The following is a 15024-nucleotide window of genomic DNA, read 5'->3' on the forward strand; positions in this document are numbered from 1 at the left end:
CGTTCTTGTTACGGTCGATCAACATCGATCAACGCGGGCCGTGTCACACGGTGAACCGCACGGCTTCGAGCGTGCGCTTCTTTTCCACGGCGCCGCCGAAGATGTAGTTGTTGGAGGTCTGAGGCGTGTCACAGCCAAGACCCAGCCATCCCGACTCGCTGACGTGCGTGTTCTGGCAGATGTTGCCTTCACGCACGCTGATGGCGAACCCGGAGAGGCTCACTGCCGAGTCGCTGGCACTGCCGAGGTAGAGGTCGGTGCCGTTGGCCACGGTCTTCCACGGATTCTTCCAGCCGGCCCCGTGGTAGTACGCGGTGGCGGATGTTCCGTTGGTGCCCGCCACGGAGATGTCGAGGGCCTTGATGGGGATCCCCTTCCCCTCCGTGCCTGCCGTGGCGCCGTCGCAGACGGCACGCTGCCAGCCGCTGTTCGCCACGTAGGCCCGGTAGCAGATGTGCCGCCCCGGGCTCTGGGTGGCCAGCTGCTGGACAGCGGATGCCGCGGTGTTCACCGGGGCCTTGGGGGCCTCCTCCGCCTTCAATGAACGGTTGGCCTTCTTCGGCTCACCGGCCTTCTTGGGGGCGGACTTCTCCTTCGCCGGGGGCGACGACGGCGGGACCGCCGGAGCCAGGTTCGGCAGGGCGGGCTTGGCTTGGACCTTGGGCTCGGCCTTGGGCTTCACCTTCGGCTTGGGCACCGCCTTGGGCTTGTCGGCGGCGTAGTCGCCCTGCGGCGCGCCCATGGGCTCGTCCTTCAGGATGGTGTCGGACTTGGCAACCACCGACACCTTGTCCTTCTTCTCCGAGTCGCCCGTCACCCAGATCAGCAATGGCACCGCGAGGAGGACCACGCCCGCGATTCCCGCGGCCGCGAGGAACGGCTTCTTCGGGTTCCCGGAGGGCGGTTCGTCGCCCCCGCGCCCGGCTCCTTCACCGGAGGCTCCGCCCATCCCTGCCGCAGCCGCGGCGTCCGGGGCCGCAGCCGATGCGGTCTGCGCGCGCGTGCGCCCGCTGCCGACCGCCTCCGGCTCCGCCTGCTGTCGCGAGCCCGGCGTAGCGCCTGCCTCCGCCTCCTCGGTCGTCACGCCCGTGGCGGTGGCGGCGGCGGACGCGGACGACGCTCCGGTCGACGAGGCGTTGGACTGCGGCTGCGCCGCCGCCTCGCCCTCAGCACGTGCCGCGACGCCGGACGGAGGAACGGCCGGCGCCAATATCTGGCCCGGATCCGCTCCTACCGACCCCAGCGCGACCGCCCTGCGAACCGGCGTCCCGCCCGTGGCAACGGATGGATCCGTGCCCCCTGGGGATGATCGATTCTGACTACTCGTCATCATTCTCCTTTGGCCTGGTAGGTGAACGGTGATGCGGTCCCCCGTTGCCCGGGAGTGATCCCGGAGTTCGTTCCCGGCTACCCGGCGTGGCCCACGGGCCCGGAGCAGCGCTCCGGCCAGTCCCCGGCCTCGCCGGTGGGGAGTTCCTTGGCAAGCGCCTCTTCGAGATGGGTGAGCGCCTTGAGGTCCTGCGGGGTCGGTTCCTGCTCCCCGTCCATGTAGGTGGCCGCGTTCCCGGGAAGCTCACGCAGCAGCACCACCGAGGAACCGGCGGGCGCTGTCCGCACTCCCAGCACCCGGAACGCGGTCCCCGGCACGAAGACGATCTCGTCGTACGCATCCGGGGATCCGGCCGACTGGCCGAGCAGTTGACGCACCTTGCGCCCGGTGGCGGACCAGATCGCATAGCGCACGGAGGCGCCGGCAGGAAGCGCCGTCGGCCGCACCAGAGCGCTGACCGGCGCCGGATCCTGCAACAGGGTGCCGACTTCGGGCTCGGGCCCGACCGCGTCCCCGCCGCGCAGCGCCACACCGCGGTAGGAGGGCAGCCGCCGCAGAGCCGAGGCCAGGCACCCGGCGTAGGGCAGCAGGCGCCCCTCGCCCGTGCGTATGTCGCGGATCAACTCCCGGTGGTGCAGCGGGCCTTCCTCGGTGGTCAGATAGGCGTGCGCGGCGATGAGGTCGATCCGCGCCGCCTCCAGTTCGTGTCCGCGCAGCGCGGGCATCCACGTGAGCACCCGGGAGACGGCGGTAGCGTGCCGCTCCCAGACGGCCGCGGCCAGCTCACGGAACGCCGCGCGTTCGGCAGCCCCGCTGACATGGCCCTGCACGAACGGCAGGGGCGCGGCCCGGGGCGCCGGTGCCCGTGCGGGGGCAGGTGCGGGTGCGGGTCGCGGCGCCGGAGCAGGTGCCGGTGCCGGTGCCCGTACGGGTTCGGGTGCCGGCTCGGGGTCGGGTGTGCGTGCCCGTACCGGTGCCGGAGCTGGTTCCGCCATGGGTTCCCGAGCCTGGACGGGCCCCGGAGCCGGTGCTGGTTCTGCCGCCCCCGGAGCCAACACCCCCTCGGGCACCGGCACTTGGCCCGCCCGATCCGGCTCGTCCGGCACCACGGCAACCGCTTCGCCGCCAGTGAGGGGCTCCTCCTCCGACGGCCCGACCGTGGCCGTACCGGCTTCCGAAGCCGGGTGACGACCTCCGGTCGGCCCTGCACCGCCCCGCGAGGCGGGGGCTCCGAGCGACGTAACACCGGGGGCGTGCTGCGCCCTCCTCGCGCCCTCTCCCCTGCCGGTCGCGCCCCCGGACGACGGCTCGGCCGCCGCTCGGTCCGGCCGCTCGGCGGCCCCGGTGGAGTCGCCCCCGCCGGGCGTCGCGGGCTCGTCGCCGCCGCGCCCCGCACCCGTGGCCGTACGGGCTTCAGGCGCGCGGGAAACACCCGCGCCGCCGCGCGACGGAGCGCCGAGCGACGTACCAACAGCGGCCGAGGAGGCGGCGGACGCAGAAGCCCCGGACGTATGCGTCGACCTGCCGGCGGCCGTCGCTCCGCCTCCACCGATTTCACCGTCCGGCTCCGCGCCGACGCCCGCGTCCGACCCCGCTGTCGACGCCGACGCCGTGGCGGCGGGACGACGCACAGGCGGCGCGACAGCCGTCGAGGCGCTGCTGGTCGTGCCAATGGATCCCGTCGGCCCGGACGAGGTCGTGCTCCGCACGGGAGGTGCGGCGGGCCCCGGCACGGTCCCGCGCTCGCCCGACGCGGTGGCGGACCCGGCGGTCACCCCCGCCTCGGCGGACTCCTCGTCCGGAACAGGCACCCGCGGTTCGGCGGGCTGCGATCCGGCCGTGACCGCGCGCTGCGACGCCGCGGCCGTACCCGCGGCCGGGGCTGCCCCGGTGCCGGCTCGGCGGGCCGGCGGCCACGGGGGCCCCGGAGTCCCGGGCCGGGCCGCCGTGACATAGCGAATGCTCGGCACGCCGTGCTCGGCCGCCATCCGGCGCAGTTCGCCTTCCCCGGATGTGAGCCTGCCACGTACCAACAGGGTGGTCCTGGCCCGGGTCGCGGCCCCGAGGCCGACCAGGAGCTGGGACAGCGCGGGCAGCACGGAGGCGTCCAACGGCTGCCCCGGTATGCCCAGTTCGATGGCGCAGGCGTCCGGGTTCACGGCCGCCCCCGCCAGCGGCGGGCGGGGGCCGTCCCGCTCCCACAGTGCGAGCCCGGCCCGCGTCACCGTGGCCTGCCAGCGGTCCGTCAGGCGCACGGTCCCCGGTTCCGTACCTCCGGGGAGCCAGGCGGGTGGATGGCTCCCCACCAGCCGGGGCGCGGGAACCCTCCCCTGCGCATCGGCGGGCCGGCAGGTCACGGACGACACGAACGGCTGCCAGCTCGGCTTCCCCTCGACGTCCAACAAGGTCGGGCGGGGGCCGGTTCCGAAAGGAGCCTGGTCGGCGAGCAGTGGCAGGCCCGTGAGGACCTCCAACTCGCTGCCCAGCATGTCGGCGACCGAGTGGCCGAGCCGCAGCAGATCGCGGCGGCCTCCCGGGGCGAGCCGGACGCGGGACCGCTGTGCCACCGGCAACGCCGCGAGTACGGCGGCCACTTCGTCGGCCGCGACGTCCTCCGCGTGGAGCGCGCCCACCAGCACGGTGGGACGCCCGTGGTCGACGGGCACCGCGAAGCACAGGTCGTCGGGGTCCGGCTCGGGGGCCTCGGCCGGACGTATGACCACGCCCGCCGGTATCTGGTCCACCACACAGCCGCCCTCGGTGCGTACCGGCACTCGGCCCACCGCCTCCTGCCAAGCGGGCGCCGGGGCCCGCGGACCCAGCTTCCGGGGTGCCTCACCGGGCGCGAAGCGCCACCATCCGCCCCCGGACCCCCCTTGGACGAAGAGCACGCCCCCGGGGGCGATCAGGACGGCCCCGTCCGGGGCGATCACTTCCAGCTCCCAGGCGTCGGCGATCCTGCGGGCCACGCAGGGGCGGCCCGGCTGGTCGTCACCGGCCCCGGACAGGACGAGCCGTACCCGGCCGGCGCCCTTGGCGCGGAGGGAGTCCAGAAGAGCACCGAGCCGGAACCAGAGGTCGGCGTCGGGGCCTCCCCCTTCGCCCGATCCGACCATCACCGTGACGATGTCCTCGTCCACGCTGAGCGCGCCCGCCACTTCGGCCAGGGCGGCCATCGGGAAGGAGTCGTCCTCGACCGAGCGCACCAGCAGAACCCCGTCGATGTCCTCGACGGGTGGGGCGCCGACGGCGGTCCGACGCACGCCCCTCGGCTCGGCGGCCTGGCGGCCGGGACTGCGCGTCGTACCGGAAGACCTGCGGCTCCGGCGGGAGAAGAGGAGAGACCAACGGCTCACGCGGTGGTCCCCCGTGTCCGGCCGTGGTCGGACATGTCGACCGCTCCGCCCCCGCGCACCACTGCCGTCCGGTTCCGCTCGGTCACGGCCGTCCCGGCGCACTGCTGGGTCATCGCTGTCCTCGTTCGGTGGATCGGTGGCTGGTCGGTCACGCGAGGCCCCATGTCTTGTGCGGCGAAGTCAAAATCCAACGGAACGACTGAAACAACGGGTGTCAACTCGGCGCATCCGCGCGAAGGGCAGTTCGGGCACGGCCGGGCAGGACACCCTGGAGGGGGCCGGTGAAGGAAACCCGAATGCGCGAGCAGGTCGATCTCACGTCGCCGTTTCCACCGCGTACGCGTCCCTGGTTCGCGTCGTATCGTCCGGGCCGTCGCACCAGAGGAGTCGGCGTGCGGTCGTCGCGTCCGTGACGACCCCGGTGAGGAGGCCGCTCTTGAGAACGGTACGGATGGCCTCGGCGTTCCGCACACCACCCGAGACACCGATCAGCTCCGGAACACCGCGTAGTTGTGCGGCGCTCATCGAGATCATGCGGGCGTCCGGCTCCGAGGGAATCATCCTGCCGGCCGGATCGAAGACATGGCCGACGACTTCCGCGCAGGCCCCCGACGCCCGATAGGTTTCGCGCTCCTGCTCCGTCAGCGCGTCGTACAGCGGCGAGTGCGTCGCTTCCCACGCGCAGATGCCGACAACGGCCTTGGTCACCCGGTCGAAGCGGTTCAGCGTCTCGGCGGTGGCCGGCTGGCTTCTGAGAATGGCGGCCGTCTGCGCGTCCGGCAGGATGAACGGCGTGTAGAGGGGAAAGGCCCGGCCCCCGCCGAACGCGGCGGTACGGCGGACCGCGTCGACCGTGGGGTCGTTGGCCAGGTCCTGCCCGTGCACCCCGCTCAACTGGACCACCTCGCACGGAGGCAGCCGACTGACCGCCTCACTGAACGCCTCCACCGAACGGTTGCCGTCCAGGCCGAGGACGTCTCCCTCCTCGGCGATCTCCGAGATCAGTTGCGCCGCCGCCGTACCGAGCCAGCGGCTGGCCTGGCGGGTGTCCCAGGGCACGGACACGCCGCCCTCGCTCCGGGTCAGATTGACAACGATGGCATGCCGCAGCCCGAAGCGCTCCGTCAAGGCCCGCGAGAGCGCGGTGTCGATCTCGGCCGGGACCGTGATGTCGATCCGCACGATGTTGTGTGCGACCGCGGCGTCGAGGAGGCGGGCGACCTTGAACCGGCTGATGTCGAATTCCTTGGCGATATCCACCTTCGACTGGTTGGCGAGGTAGAAGCGCCTGGCGACGGAAGCGGCAAGGAGCTTGTCGATGGGTGCGAGGGAAGCCTCGGCGTACTCGTATTCGCTGCTGTCGTCCCGCTGCGGTCTCATCAGCCCGTTCCGGTCGGATCGAGCAAGAAATCGTAGAGTTCGCGAGGACTTCTCTCCTGCTTGTCGGCTTTGACAGCCGCGTTCCACTTCCGCACGAGGTGCCGGTGATCGGCCCATGCCACTCGGTTGCTCTCCAGATCCCGCCGGTATGTGGTCAGTTCCATCGCGGCGAGGTTCCAGGAGTCCGGTCCGCAGACGGTGTCCTGACGAATTCCCACCGCACCCCGTTCGAGGGTTGTCGGGAAGTTGCTGCACACCAGTGGCCGATGGGCGTAGACGCCGCATCGGGCCTTTCCCAAGGCGATCTCCATCAGGAAGCCGCAACCGCCGGTTTCCTTCCTGCGGACGAGATACAGGTCGAGGGTCGGCCCGTCGGGCTCAAGGCGGAAGCCCGAATCGTCCTCAAGCAGGGTGATGAACTCCTCGGGGTGCAGCGCGGTCCCCTCCGCGAGCCTGCGCATGTCGCCGGTGGTGACTCCGACCTTGTACTTCCGGCAGCAGTCCCCCGTGCAACCCGCGCAGCCGGCGACATTGACTCCGCTTCCGTTCACTTGGCGGCCTCCCCGGGCCATGCGATGCCGGCCTCGCGGGCGGCGTGGGTCTCCAGCAGATAGCGCTGGAAGTCGCGGATACCGGGCTCGTCGTCGGACTTGGAGTCCTCGGCGCGCAGTGCGTTCCACCGCTTGACGACCTCGAACCAGTGGTCGCGGTCGGCGGTCCAGCCGCGCTTCGCCTCCGTCAGCATCTCCTGATCGAGGTCCGCCTCGGATAACTGCCGCTTTTTCCCGGGTTTTTCGGCGACCGGTTCGGCGCCGTCTCCCAGGTGCGCGGGAAACACCCGGCAGGAGACGGGGGCGAGTTCGCCGAGCCCGCAGTGGCCCAGCGCGCCGGCGGTCCGCAGCAGGAAGAGGCAGCCGTCCGGGCCGTTGGCCAGCCTCAGGTTCACCCGGCGCCGACCGCCGTCCGTGACGATTCCGGTTGGGTCGCCCGCGGAGGCGGGGGCCGTCGCCGTCAGGTACCACGGCTCAAGGGCGAGAGCGCTCGAGACGCGGGCGATGTCCGAGCCGGTCACATAGCGCGCCCCTCGGGTGCAGAGGCTCTCCGTGCGGGCAGCGTGCCGTTCGGCACGTATACCCGCCGCACTGTCCGCCATCAACTCGTCGCTCCCTGGGTCGAAGTTTTACATCGTCGTAATATGTCGGGCCCGGCGAAGACCACCGACACACCACCCAAAGCCGAGAATAGAGGCCCGCGAATCGTTTCGACAGGGCCCTCCGGGATATGAACACCCCTTTCCCGACAGCCCAAACCTCAGCAGAACCTCAACAGAGCTGCAATGGCACCGCGTGGAACAGACGGACAATACGTGGAGCACGTACGGGGATTGGGCAGAATTCTCGCCGCGGTGACCCGAGACCTCGGGAGCTTCTTCGTGCAGCCGACCGCAAGCGCGCCCGGTCGGGCATTTGCCGCCCGCCTCATGGGGTGGCTCCCTCATTCAACGGACTGCAAGCGTGCCCGGTCGGGCATTTGTTGTCCGCCTCATGGGTGGCGCCCTCATTCATCGGTCGGTCGCTCTGTGGCGTTTCCCCTGCGCCCCTGTCTCCCGAGCAGAGCGGAGTTGCAGAACGCGCCTTAAGCCAGGCAGCAGTGCAAGCTTAACCCGCGTGGCGCGTGGGACACATGAGCATCCCCCGGCCCCACAGGGAGAACGGGGACGGCAGCCGCCACCAAGTGCGTCCGAAGTCCGTCATGGTGGCCCCGCGCACAGCGCCTCCCGGAAGTATGGTGTCCCGCCACATGTGGGTCTGACCTGCGTGTTCCTACGGTGTGGCAACACTGAATCGTCCCCACCCACATCCGGAAGTGGTGTCCACGGCTGCCTCGGCATCCGCTCCGCCCGCACCTTTGAACCTCCGCCGCATCGTCGCCGCGAGCCTGATCGGCACCACCGTCGAGTGGTACGACTTCTTCCTCTACGGATCAGCCGCCGCGCTGGTCTTCAACAAGCTGTTCTTCCCCGGCTCCGACCCGCTCGTCGGCACCCTGTAGTCCTTCCTCACGTACGCGGTCGGCTTCGCCGCCCGGCCCCTGGGCGCCCTGGTCTTCGGGCACCAGCCGGGCGGCGCGTTCACGCGGCATGCGCGGATCGCGGTCGGGTACGTCGAGCAGGTCGTCGAGCAGGTCGCCGCGCACCCGCTGTTCGGCCTCGCCCGCCGAGCGCCGGGCCAGCAGCGGCAACGAGGTGACCAGGGCGGCCCGTTCGAGGGTGCGGGGTCGACCGGGTCGAGGTCGGGGTGGCCGTGCAGGACGAGCGCACCGAGGATCTCGCCGCCCGCCGATACGGTCACCATCCAGTCCTCGCCGCGCCACACCGCGCGGCCGTCGGCGCCCGCCGGTTCCGGACCGGCACCCGAGTCCGAGTCGGTGAACTCGACCGTCCCGTCGAGCACTTCGGACGCGGCGCTGGCGACGTCATGGACGCCGCCGCCGCGCAGGACCAGTTCGGTGAGCCGGTCGTGCACCTCGGACGCCCGCTCGATGACGCCGCTGCGGTCCCGGATGATCTCGTTGGCCGCTTCGAGTTCGGCGAGCGCCGAGCGCGTCTCGGCCAGCAGGTTCGCGGTGTCGATCGCGACGGCGGCATGCGCGGCGAACGAGCCGAGCAGGGCTATCTGTTCGCGCTCGAAGACCCGGGCGCGGCGGTCGGCGGCGAACAGCACGCCGATCACCTGGCTGCCGAGGGTCAGCGGCACGCCGAGGATCGCGACCAGACCTTCGTCCCGTACACCCGAGTCGATCGTCCAGGTGTGCCGGAAGCGGGCGTCGTCGAAGTAGCTCTCGGTCGCGTACGGCCGGGTGCTCTGGGCGACGAGCCCGCCGAGCCCCTCCCCCATGCCCAGCCGCAGATGCTGGAAGCGCGCGCCGAAACCGAGCCCTCGGTGACCCGCATGTACGTGTCACCCGCCGCCGGGTCCTTCAGGCTCAGGTACGCGACTTCCGTGCCGAGCAGTGAGCGCGCCCGCCGCACGATCGCCTGCAGCACGGTGTCCAGGTCCCGCAGCCCCGCCAGGTCGTGCGCGGTCTCGAAGAGCGCGGACAGCTCGGCCTCGCGACGCCGGCGCCCCTCCAGCTCCGCGCGCACCCGAAGCGCGTGGAGCTGCGCCGTTTCCAGGGCGGCGAGCGCTTCGGGGCTCGCGCCGTCCGCGCGGGCGAGCAGTACAGGCCGCTCGTAGGCGTCCGGCGCGGCGCCGCGCGCGAGGAGCTCCAGGTAGGGAGCCTCGTTGCCGGGCCGAGGGTGTTCCTGAGACATGGGCACACTCAAGCAGTCGGAGGGTGTCAGGTCGGCCGGTCGGCGGGGGTTCTCTCCGCGGGGGCCGGACGTTCGGCCGACGGCTGTCTGTCGGCCGCCCACGGGCGGGCGTGCAGGGTCCGCGCGATCCGCGGGCCCAGCCAGCGCTTGAGTCTGCGCAGCGCTTCCAGACGCTCGACCGCCCGGTCGATCCGGTAGTACAGCTGCGGCGGGATGTGCGGGAGCAGCGGGGAGTGCCGCTGGCCGAGCAGCGCGAACACCTTCGGTGGTGCGAGGTGGAGGTAGCGCGGGAGGTTCTCGTACCACTGGGCGCTGTAGCGGGCCGCGCTCTGGACGGACAGCAGGGCCGATCTGCGTTCCCGTTCGTAACGGGCGAGGGCGGTGCCCAGTTCCGGCTGCCCGCGCAGTGCGCCGGCCAGGGCGATGGCGTCCTCCAGGGCGAGCGTGGTGCCCGCGCCGATGGAGTAGTGCGTGGTGTGTGCGGCGTCGCCGAGCAGGACGAGGTTGCCGCGGTGCCACGTCCGGTTGGTGAGGGTGCGGAAGTTCAGCCACTGCGCGGTGCCGTCGGCGTTCGCCCGGCCGATGAGGCGGTGCCCGTCCAGCGGTTCGGCGAAGAGCCGCTCCAGCAGGGCCAGGCTGTCGGCCTCGCTCGCCCGGTCGAGCCCGAGGCCCGTCCGGGTCGCCGGGGAGCACTCGACGATGAAGGTGCTGTGGTCCGCGCTGAATCCGTAGGCGTAGCACCAGATCCAGCCGTGCGCGGTCTCCACGAAGGCGAACGTGAAGGAGTCGAAGGGCTTGGTGGTGCCGAGCCAGATGTAGGTGTTGTGTCCGACCGCGACATCGGTGCCGAAGTGGTCGGCGTGCCGCTCGCGCAGCTCGCTGTTGACACCGTCGCCGGCGACGACCAGGTCGGCGTCGGGCAGCTCGGCCCCGGCGGCCACCGAATGGTCGAACTCGACGCGCACCCCGAGGGATTCGGCCCGCTCGGTGAGGACCGCGAGCAGTGTGCGACGGCTGATGCCGAAGCCCTGGTCACCCTGGTGCGTGGTGGTGCGCTCGCGGATGTGCGCGGTGCCGCCGCTCCAGCGGACCGAGCTCCCGCTGATGGCCGCCGCGGACTCGGGGTCGTTGCCGGCGAGCTTGTCGAGCATGCCGCCCCAGTACGTCACTCCCCAGCCGTATGTCGAACCGGCCGGGTTGCGCTCGTAGACGGTGATGTCGTGGGACGGGTCCTGCCGCTTCATGAGGATCGAGAAGTACAGACCGGCGGGCCCGCCGCCGACGCAGACGACCTTCACACACACTCCCCCTCAGTAATAAAAAGTAGGCAATTCGCGACATAAAGTAACAGACGCGATGTGTGTTCCCAGTGCGCGGTCCAGCCGACGTCGAGGGGAAGCGAGGCGCCGGTGATGAACGACGCCTGCGGGCCGCACAGACAGGCGACGGCCTCCGCGACCTCGTCCGGCTCGATGAGGCGCTTGACGGCGGAGTCCTTGAGCGGGATATCGGTGAGCACCCGCTCCTCGGGGAGCCCGTGGGCGACCGCCTGGTCGGCGATCTGCCGCACGACCAGCGGGGTGCGGACATAGCCGGGGCTGACGCAGTTCGATGTGACACCGTGCTCCGCGCCTTCGAGCGCGGCCGTCTTGGAGAGGCCTTCGAGCCCGTGCTTGGCGCAGACATAGGCGGACTTGAACGCGGAGGCGCGCAGCCCGTGCACGGAGGAGATGTTGACGATACGTCCCCACCCCTGGCCGTACATGTGCGGCAGCGCGCCCCTGATCAACCGGAACGGCGCTTCGAGCATCAGGTGAGAACGGTGTGGAAGACGTCCGGCGGGAAGTCCTCGATGGGGCGCACCAGTTGCAGCCCGGCGTTGTTGACCAGGATGTCCGTGCCCGCCGCCGCCGACTCCGCCGCGTCGAGGTCGGTCAGGTCCAGGGTGAGCGGCTCGACGGCGCCGCAGAGGCCACGGTCCCGCTCCACGCGGCCCACCAGGGAGAGCAGCGCGTCGAGTCCTTCAGGGTCCCGGTCCACGGCGGACCTTGGCACCGGCCGCCGCGAGCCGCAGTACGCAAGCCCGGCCGATGCCGCCCGCGGCGCCGGTGACGAGCGCTCTGCGGCCGCCCAGGTCGAGTGCGGCGGCGCGCGGTGGAGGTGTGGTGGGCGCGGTCATGGTCACGACCCTAGGCAGCGACCGTCGTGTGACCGATGTGGCCGCCGCCCGTACTTCAGAGCTGGGTGGTGGGCTCGAACCAGGTGGGGGCGTCGGTGAGCGACTGCTTGATCCTCAACAGCGCGAATTCATTGAGCTCGGGGAGCGCGTCCACGGAGAACCAGCCCACCTCCAGCGACTCGTCGTCGTTGACACGCGCCTCACCGCCGACGGCCCGGCACCGGAAGGTGATGTCCATGTACTGGCACCGGTCGCCGTTGGAATACTCCGCCGGCTTGAGGGCCTGGACGAGGACGACCCGCTCCGGCTCGCACACCACGGCCGTCTCCTCGTACACCTCGCGCACGGCCGTCGCCGCCGGCTCCTCCCCCGGCTCCGGAATCCCGCCGACGATCGACCACTTGCCGGTGTCGGAGCGCCGGCCGAGGAGCACCCGCCCCGCGTCGTCGAAGACGATCGCACTGACGCCCGGCAGGAGGAGGAGCTGGTGGCCTGCGGTGGCCCGGATTTCGCGGATGAAGTCGGGAGTTGCCATAACTCGACCCTAACGGCCCGGCGAGATCACTCCGGCGCACTGCCGGGGGTACGGCGGCGGGCCCGTACGCCGCGCGCCGCGACCCACCCGAGACCGGCGGCGGCGAGCAGCGCGAGCGCTCCCTCGGGGATCGTCCCGAGCCGGGTCGCGGGCGTCAGCGAGGAGCGCAGCGGTACTTCCTCGACCAGTGCGGCCGGGGTGAACATCCCGCTCTTGCGCACGACCTTGCCGTCCGGTCGGATGACGGCGCTGACCCCGCTGGTGACGGGGACGACGACGGAGCGGCTGTGCTCGACGGCCCGTACCCGTGACATCGCCAGCTGCTGGTACGTCATCTCGCTGCGCCCGAAGGTCGCGTTGTTGCTGGGGACGGTGATGAGCTGGGCCCCGCCGGTGACGGTGTCCCGGACCGCCCAGTCGAAGGCCGCCTCGTAGCAGGTGGCGAGTCCCACCTTGGTGCCCGCCAGGTCGAAGACGCCGACCTTGTTGCCCGGCCCGAAGTCCCGGCGCACCCGGTCGACGTCCGAGCTGAAGATCCGCACGAAGGACCGCATCGGGATGTACTCGCCGAACGGCTGGACGTGCCGCTTGTCGTACGTGGCGACGGGGCCGCGCTGCGGGTCCCACTCGATGAGGGTGTTGCGGAGCTTGCCCTCGTCGGGCGTGAGTACCGCTCCGATCACGGTCGGGGCGTCGATCGCCTTCACGGCCCCGTCGATGACCCGGCGGGCGTCGTCGTTGCGGTACGGGTCGAGGTCGGAGGAGTTCTCCGGCCACAGCACGAAGTCGGGCTGTGGCTCCTTCCCGGCCTTGACGTCGTCGGCGAGTTCTTCCGTGCGCCGTGCGTGGTTGTCGAGGACGGCGCGGCGCTGGGCGTTGAAGTCGAGCCCCAGTCTCGGCACGTTGCCCTGGATCGCGGCGACGGTCGCGGTGCCGTCCTCGGCCGTGTTGTCCAGGAGCGGCGCCGCGGCGAGCGCCGCGGTGACCGGTACGACGACGGCCAGAGCCGCGACGGCGGCGCCCCGGCGCGGCACCTGGCCACTCTCGCGGTAGGTACGGAACCGGCGGACGGCTTCGTACAGGCCGAAGCCGCACAGCGCCACCGCGAATCCGAGCACCGGGGTGCCGCCGAGTGCGGCGAGCGGCAGGAAGACGCCGTCCGCCTGACCGAAGGCGATCTTCCCCCAGGGGAATCCGCCGAACGGCACGCGCGCGCGGACCGCCTCGCCCAGGATCCACATGGCCGCGCCCCACAGGGGCCACAGCGGCAGCCGGGTCACCAGGGCGATCCCGACGCTGCACAGGGCGACGAAGAGGGACTCGAAGACGACGAGGGCCAGCCACGGCACCGGGCCGACCTCCTCGCCGGTCCAGCTGAGCAGCGGCAGCAGGAAGCCGAGCCCCGCCAGGAGGCCGAGGCCGAACGCGGCGCGCGGCCGTCGCCCGTACAGACACCCGCCGAGGAGGGCGAAGCCGGGCAGCACCAGCCACCACAGGGGGCGGGGCGGGAAGCTCGCATACAGGAGCAGGCCGGAGACCACGGCGGCCGACGGCGCCACGAGCCGCCGCAGCACTCTTCTCCCGCGCGAGGTGGCATCGGACTGCGGATTCAGCCGTTCCGGCTCGCCTACGGCGGTGGTGGTGCTCACCCGGCGGAGTCTACGGTGACCGGCGGGGCGCCCCGCAGGCCGGTCCGACAGCCGATGCAACGTTTCTGCGCATTCTGTACACAAACCCCCGTCCCTGCCGTTACCGTATGCGCCAGTCCCTGCCGCCGGGCCTCGTCGGCCGTCGCGGGCGGGGCTCGTCAGATGTCGGGGGGTCGACGGGATGACTGCACCGGCCGGGCTGTCCACCACGGAGGAACGCGGTGGTCTCACCGAGGCCGCCGGTGTCGTGGTGCTCGGCGGCTGCGCCGTCTGGTCGCTGATCGCCGCGACGGGCCGGGATGCCAGGCCCGAGGGTGTACTGCTCGCCGTGCTGGCGCTCACCGGCGGTTACGCGTGCGGCCGGATCTGTGGCTCGCTGGTGCCGGTCGCCGCCGCGTGCGCCGCGGCCATCGCCGCACTCGGTCTGGCCGTGGCCGCGCGACCCGGCGGGGGCATCCCCGGGGCGACCGCCGTCCCGGCACCCGGGCACACGGGCGCGATCGCGGCCCTGCTGGCGCTGGCTTCGGGCGCGGCTTGCTGCGCGGCCTGGGCGGCGCGGGCGTCGTCCCTGCGGCTCGCGCTGCGGTTGCTCGCCCTCCTCATCGCCGTCACGGCGCTGCTGCTCGGCTCCCTGGCCGGGTTCGCGGCGGCCCTGGGGGTGCTGCTCTGCTCCCTCGCCGCGGCACGGACGCGCCGCAGGACGGCCGCGCTCGCCGGGCTGGTCCTCGCCACGGCGCTGGTGGCCGCGGGCTCCTGGGCCGTCGCCGAGGACGCGTTGCCCGGCGGGCTGACCGCCTCCCTGGAGGGCCAGCTGAGTGTGAACCGGGTGCTGCTGTGGCAGGACGCGATCGGCCTCGCCAAGGAGTACCCGGGGCGGGGCGCGGGCCCCGACCGGTTCGGTGAGCTGAGCCCGACCGCGCAACGGACCCGGGACGCGGACGGCAAGCCCCACTCGGCGCTGCTGCAACAGGCCTCGGAACAGGGCATCCCCGGGGTCGCCCTGCTCGGGGGCGCCTACGGCTGGGTGCTGTACGGGCTGTGGCGCTCGCCCCGCGACACCCCGACAGCCCTGACGGCCGCGGCGGCGCTCACCGCGCTGGCCGCCCTGGCGTGCATCGGCAACGCGCTGAGCTTCACGCCGGTGACGGCGGGCGCCGGGCTCCTCGCCGGGCTGGCCACCGCGCGGCGACCGGGACCAGGTGAAGTGGATGCCGCGGTCCCGGGGCCCTCGGCTCGACTGCCGCACAGCCGCCACCGGTAGGACGTCGCACGCGGAGCCGAG

At 72.0% G+C, this 15024-nt stretch carries 9 protein-coding genes and 3 pseudogenes; 2 read left to right on the forward strand and 10 right to left on the reverse strand.

The features are described from left to right. Positions 1–43: 43 nt before the first annotated feature. From ACLLJJ_RS02870 to ACLLJJ_RS02890, 5 genes are all read right to left on the reverse strand, one after another. The gene (locus tag ACLLJJ_RS02870) at positions 44–1084 is read right to left on the reverse strand and encodes a hypothetical protein (protein ID WP_434587665.1); all 1041 of its coding nucleotides are present in this window, start codon (positions 1082–1084) and stop codon (positions 44–46) included. 323 nt (positions 1085–1407) lie between these two features. Further along, positions 1408–4686 (reverse strand): hypothetical protein, encoded by a 3279-nt coding sequence (locus ACLLJJ_RS02875; RefSeq protein ID WP_434587666.1) that lies wholly within the window; start codon positions 4684–4686, stop codon positions 1408–1410. Between the two features lie 315 nt (positions 4687–5001). Then, positions 5002–6066, reverse strand: coding sequence for a sugar-binding transcriptional regulator (locus ACLLJJ_RS02880; protein ID WP_434587667.1), 1065 nt, complete (start codon positions 6064–6066; stop codon positions 5002–5004). Beyond that, positions 6066–6638, reverse strand: a complete 573-nt coding sequence (locus ACLLJJ_RS02885; RefSeq protein ID WP_434587668.1) for a YkgJ family cysteine cluster protein — start codon at positions 6636–6638, stop codon at positions 6066–6068. The genes ACLLJJ_RS02880 and ACLLJJ_RS02885 overlap by 1 nt, the downstream gene beginning before the upstream one ends. Then, positions 6614–7219 (reverse strand): hypothetical protein, encoded by a 606-nt coding sequence (locus tag ACLLJJ_RS02890; protein WP_434587669.1) that lies wholly within the window; start codon positions 7217–7219, stop codon positions 6614–6616. Before ACLLJJ_RS02890 ends, ACLLJJ_RS02885 begins: the two co-directional genes overlap by 25 nt. A 716-nt stretch (positions 7220–7935) precedes the next feature. Between ACLLJJ_RS02890 and ACLLJJ_RS02895 the strand changes: the two are divergent. Then, positions 7936–8181: pseudogene (locus ACLLJJ_RS02895) on the forward strand (MFS transporter); the annotation flags it as partial. Here ACLLJJ_RS02895 and ACLLJJ_RS02900 read toward each other — a convergent pair. From ACLLJJ_RS02900 to lnt, 5 genes and pseudogenes are all read right to left on the reverse strand, one after another. Further along, positions 8182–9379, reverse strand: a pseudogene (locus ACLLJJ_RS02900) (GAF domain-containing protein); the annotation flags it as partial. 26 nt (positions 9380–9405) lie between these two features. Next, positions 9406–10677 carry an FAD-dependent monooxygenase gene (locus ACLLJJ_RS02905; RefSeq protein WP_434587670.1) on the reverse strand — a complete coding sequence of 424 codons (1272 nt, stop codon included), beginning with the start codon at positions 10675–10677 and terminating at the stop codon, positions 9406–9408. A 71-nt stretch (positions 10678–10748) separates the two neighbouring features. Then, positions 10749–11558, reverse strand: a pseudogene (locus ACLLJJ_RS02910) (SDR family NAD(P)-dependent oxidoreductase); the annotation flags it as partial. A 55-nt stretch (positions 11559–11613) separates the two neighbouring features. Further along, positions 11614–12093 (reverse strand): NUDIX hydrolase, encoded by a 480-nt coding sequence (locus ACLLJJ_RS02915; RefSeq protein ID WP_434587671.1) that lies wholly within the window; start codon positions 12091–12093, stop codon positions 11614–11616. 26 nt (positions 12094–12119) lie between these two features. Continuing rightward, entirely contained in the window at positions 12120–13742 is a 1623-nt protein-coding gene (gene lnt, locus ACLLJJ_RS02920) for an apolipoprotein N-acyltransferase (RefSeq protein ID WP_434587672.1), read from the reverse strand. A gap of 181 nt (positions 13743–13923) precedes the next feature. On the opposite strand from lnt, the gene ACLLJJ_RS02925 reads away from it, so the two are divergent. Beyond that, complete coding sequence (locus ACLLJJ_RS02925) at positions 13924–15003, forward strand: O-antigen ligase family protein (RefSeq protein WP_434587673.1); 1080 nt, start codon at positions 13924–13926, stop codon at positions 15001–15003. The last annotated feature ends 21 nt before the right edge of the window (positions 15004–15024 follow it).

This window comes from Streptomyces sp. A5-4, from assembly GCF_051131715.1.
GTDB lineage: Bacteria > Actinomycetota > Actinomycetes > Streptomycetales > Streptomycetaceae > Streptomyces.

What these genes read in the sequence shown, in the direction of transcription:
- ACLLJJ_RS02880 (WP_434587667.1), bottom strand. Translation starts at nt 6,066, where the DNA reads ATGAGACCGCAGCGGGACGACAGCAGCGAATACGAGTACGCCGAGGCT.
- ACLLJJ_RS02885 (WP_434587668.1), bottom strand. Translation starts at nt 6,638, where the DNA reads ATGGCCCGGGGAGGCCGCCAAGTGAACGGAAGCGGAGTCAATGTCGCC.
- ACLLJJ_RS02890 (WP_434587669.1), bottom strand. Translation starts at nt 7,219, where the DNA reads ATGGCGGACAGTGCGGCGGGTATACGTGCCGAACGGCACGCTGCCCGC.
- ACLLJJ_RS02915 (WP_434587671.1), bottom strand. Translation starts at nt 12,093, where the DNA reads ATGGCAACTCCCGACTTCATCCGCGAAATCCGGGCCACCGCAGGCCAC.
- ACLLJJ_RS02925 (WP_434587673.1), top strand. Translation starts at nt 13,924, where the DNA reads ATGACTGCACCGGCCGGGCTGTCCACCACGGAGGAACGCGGTGGTCTC.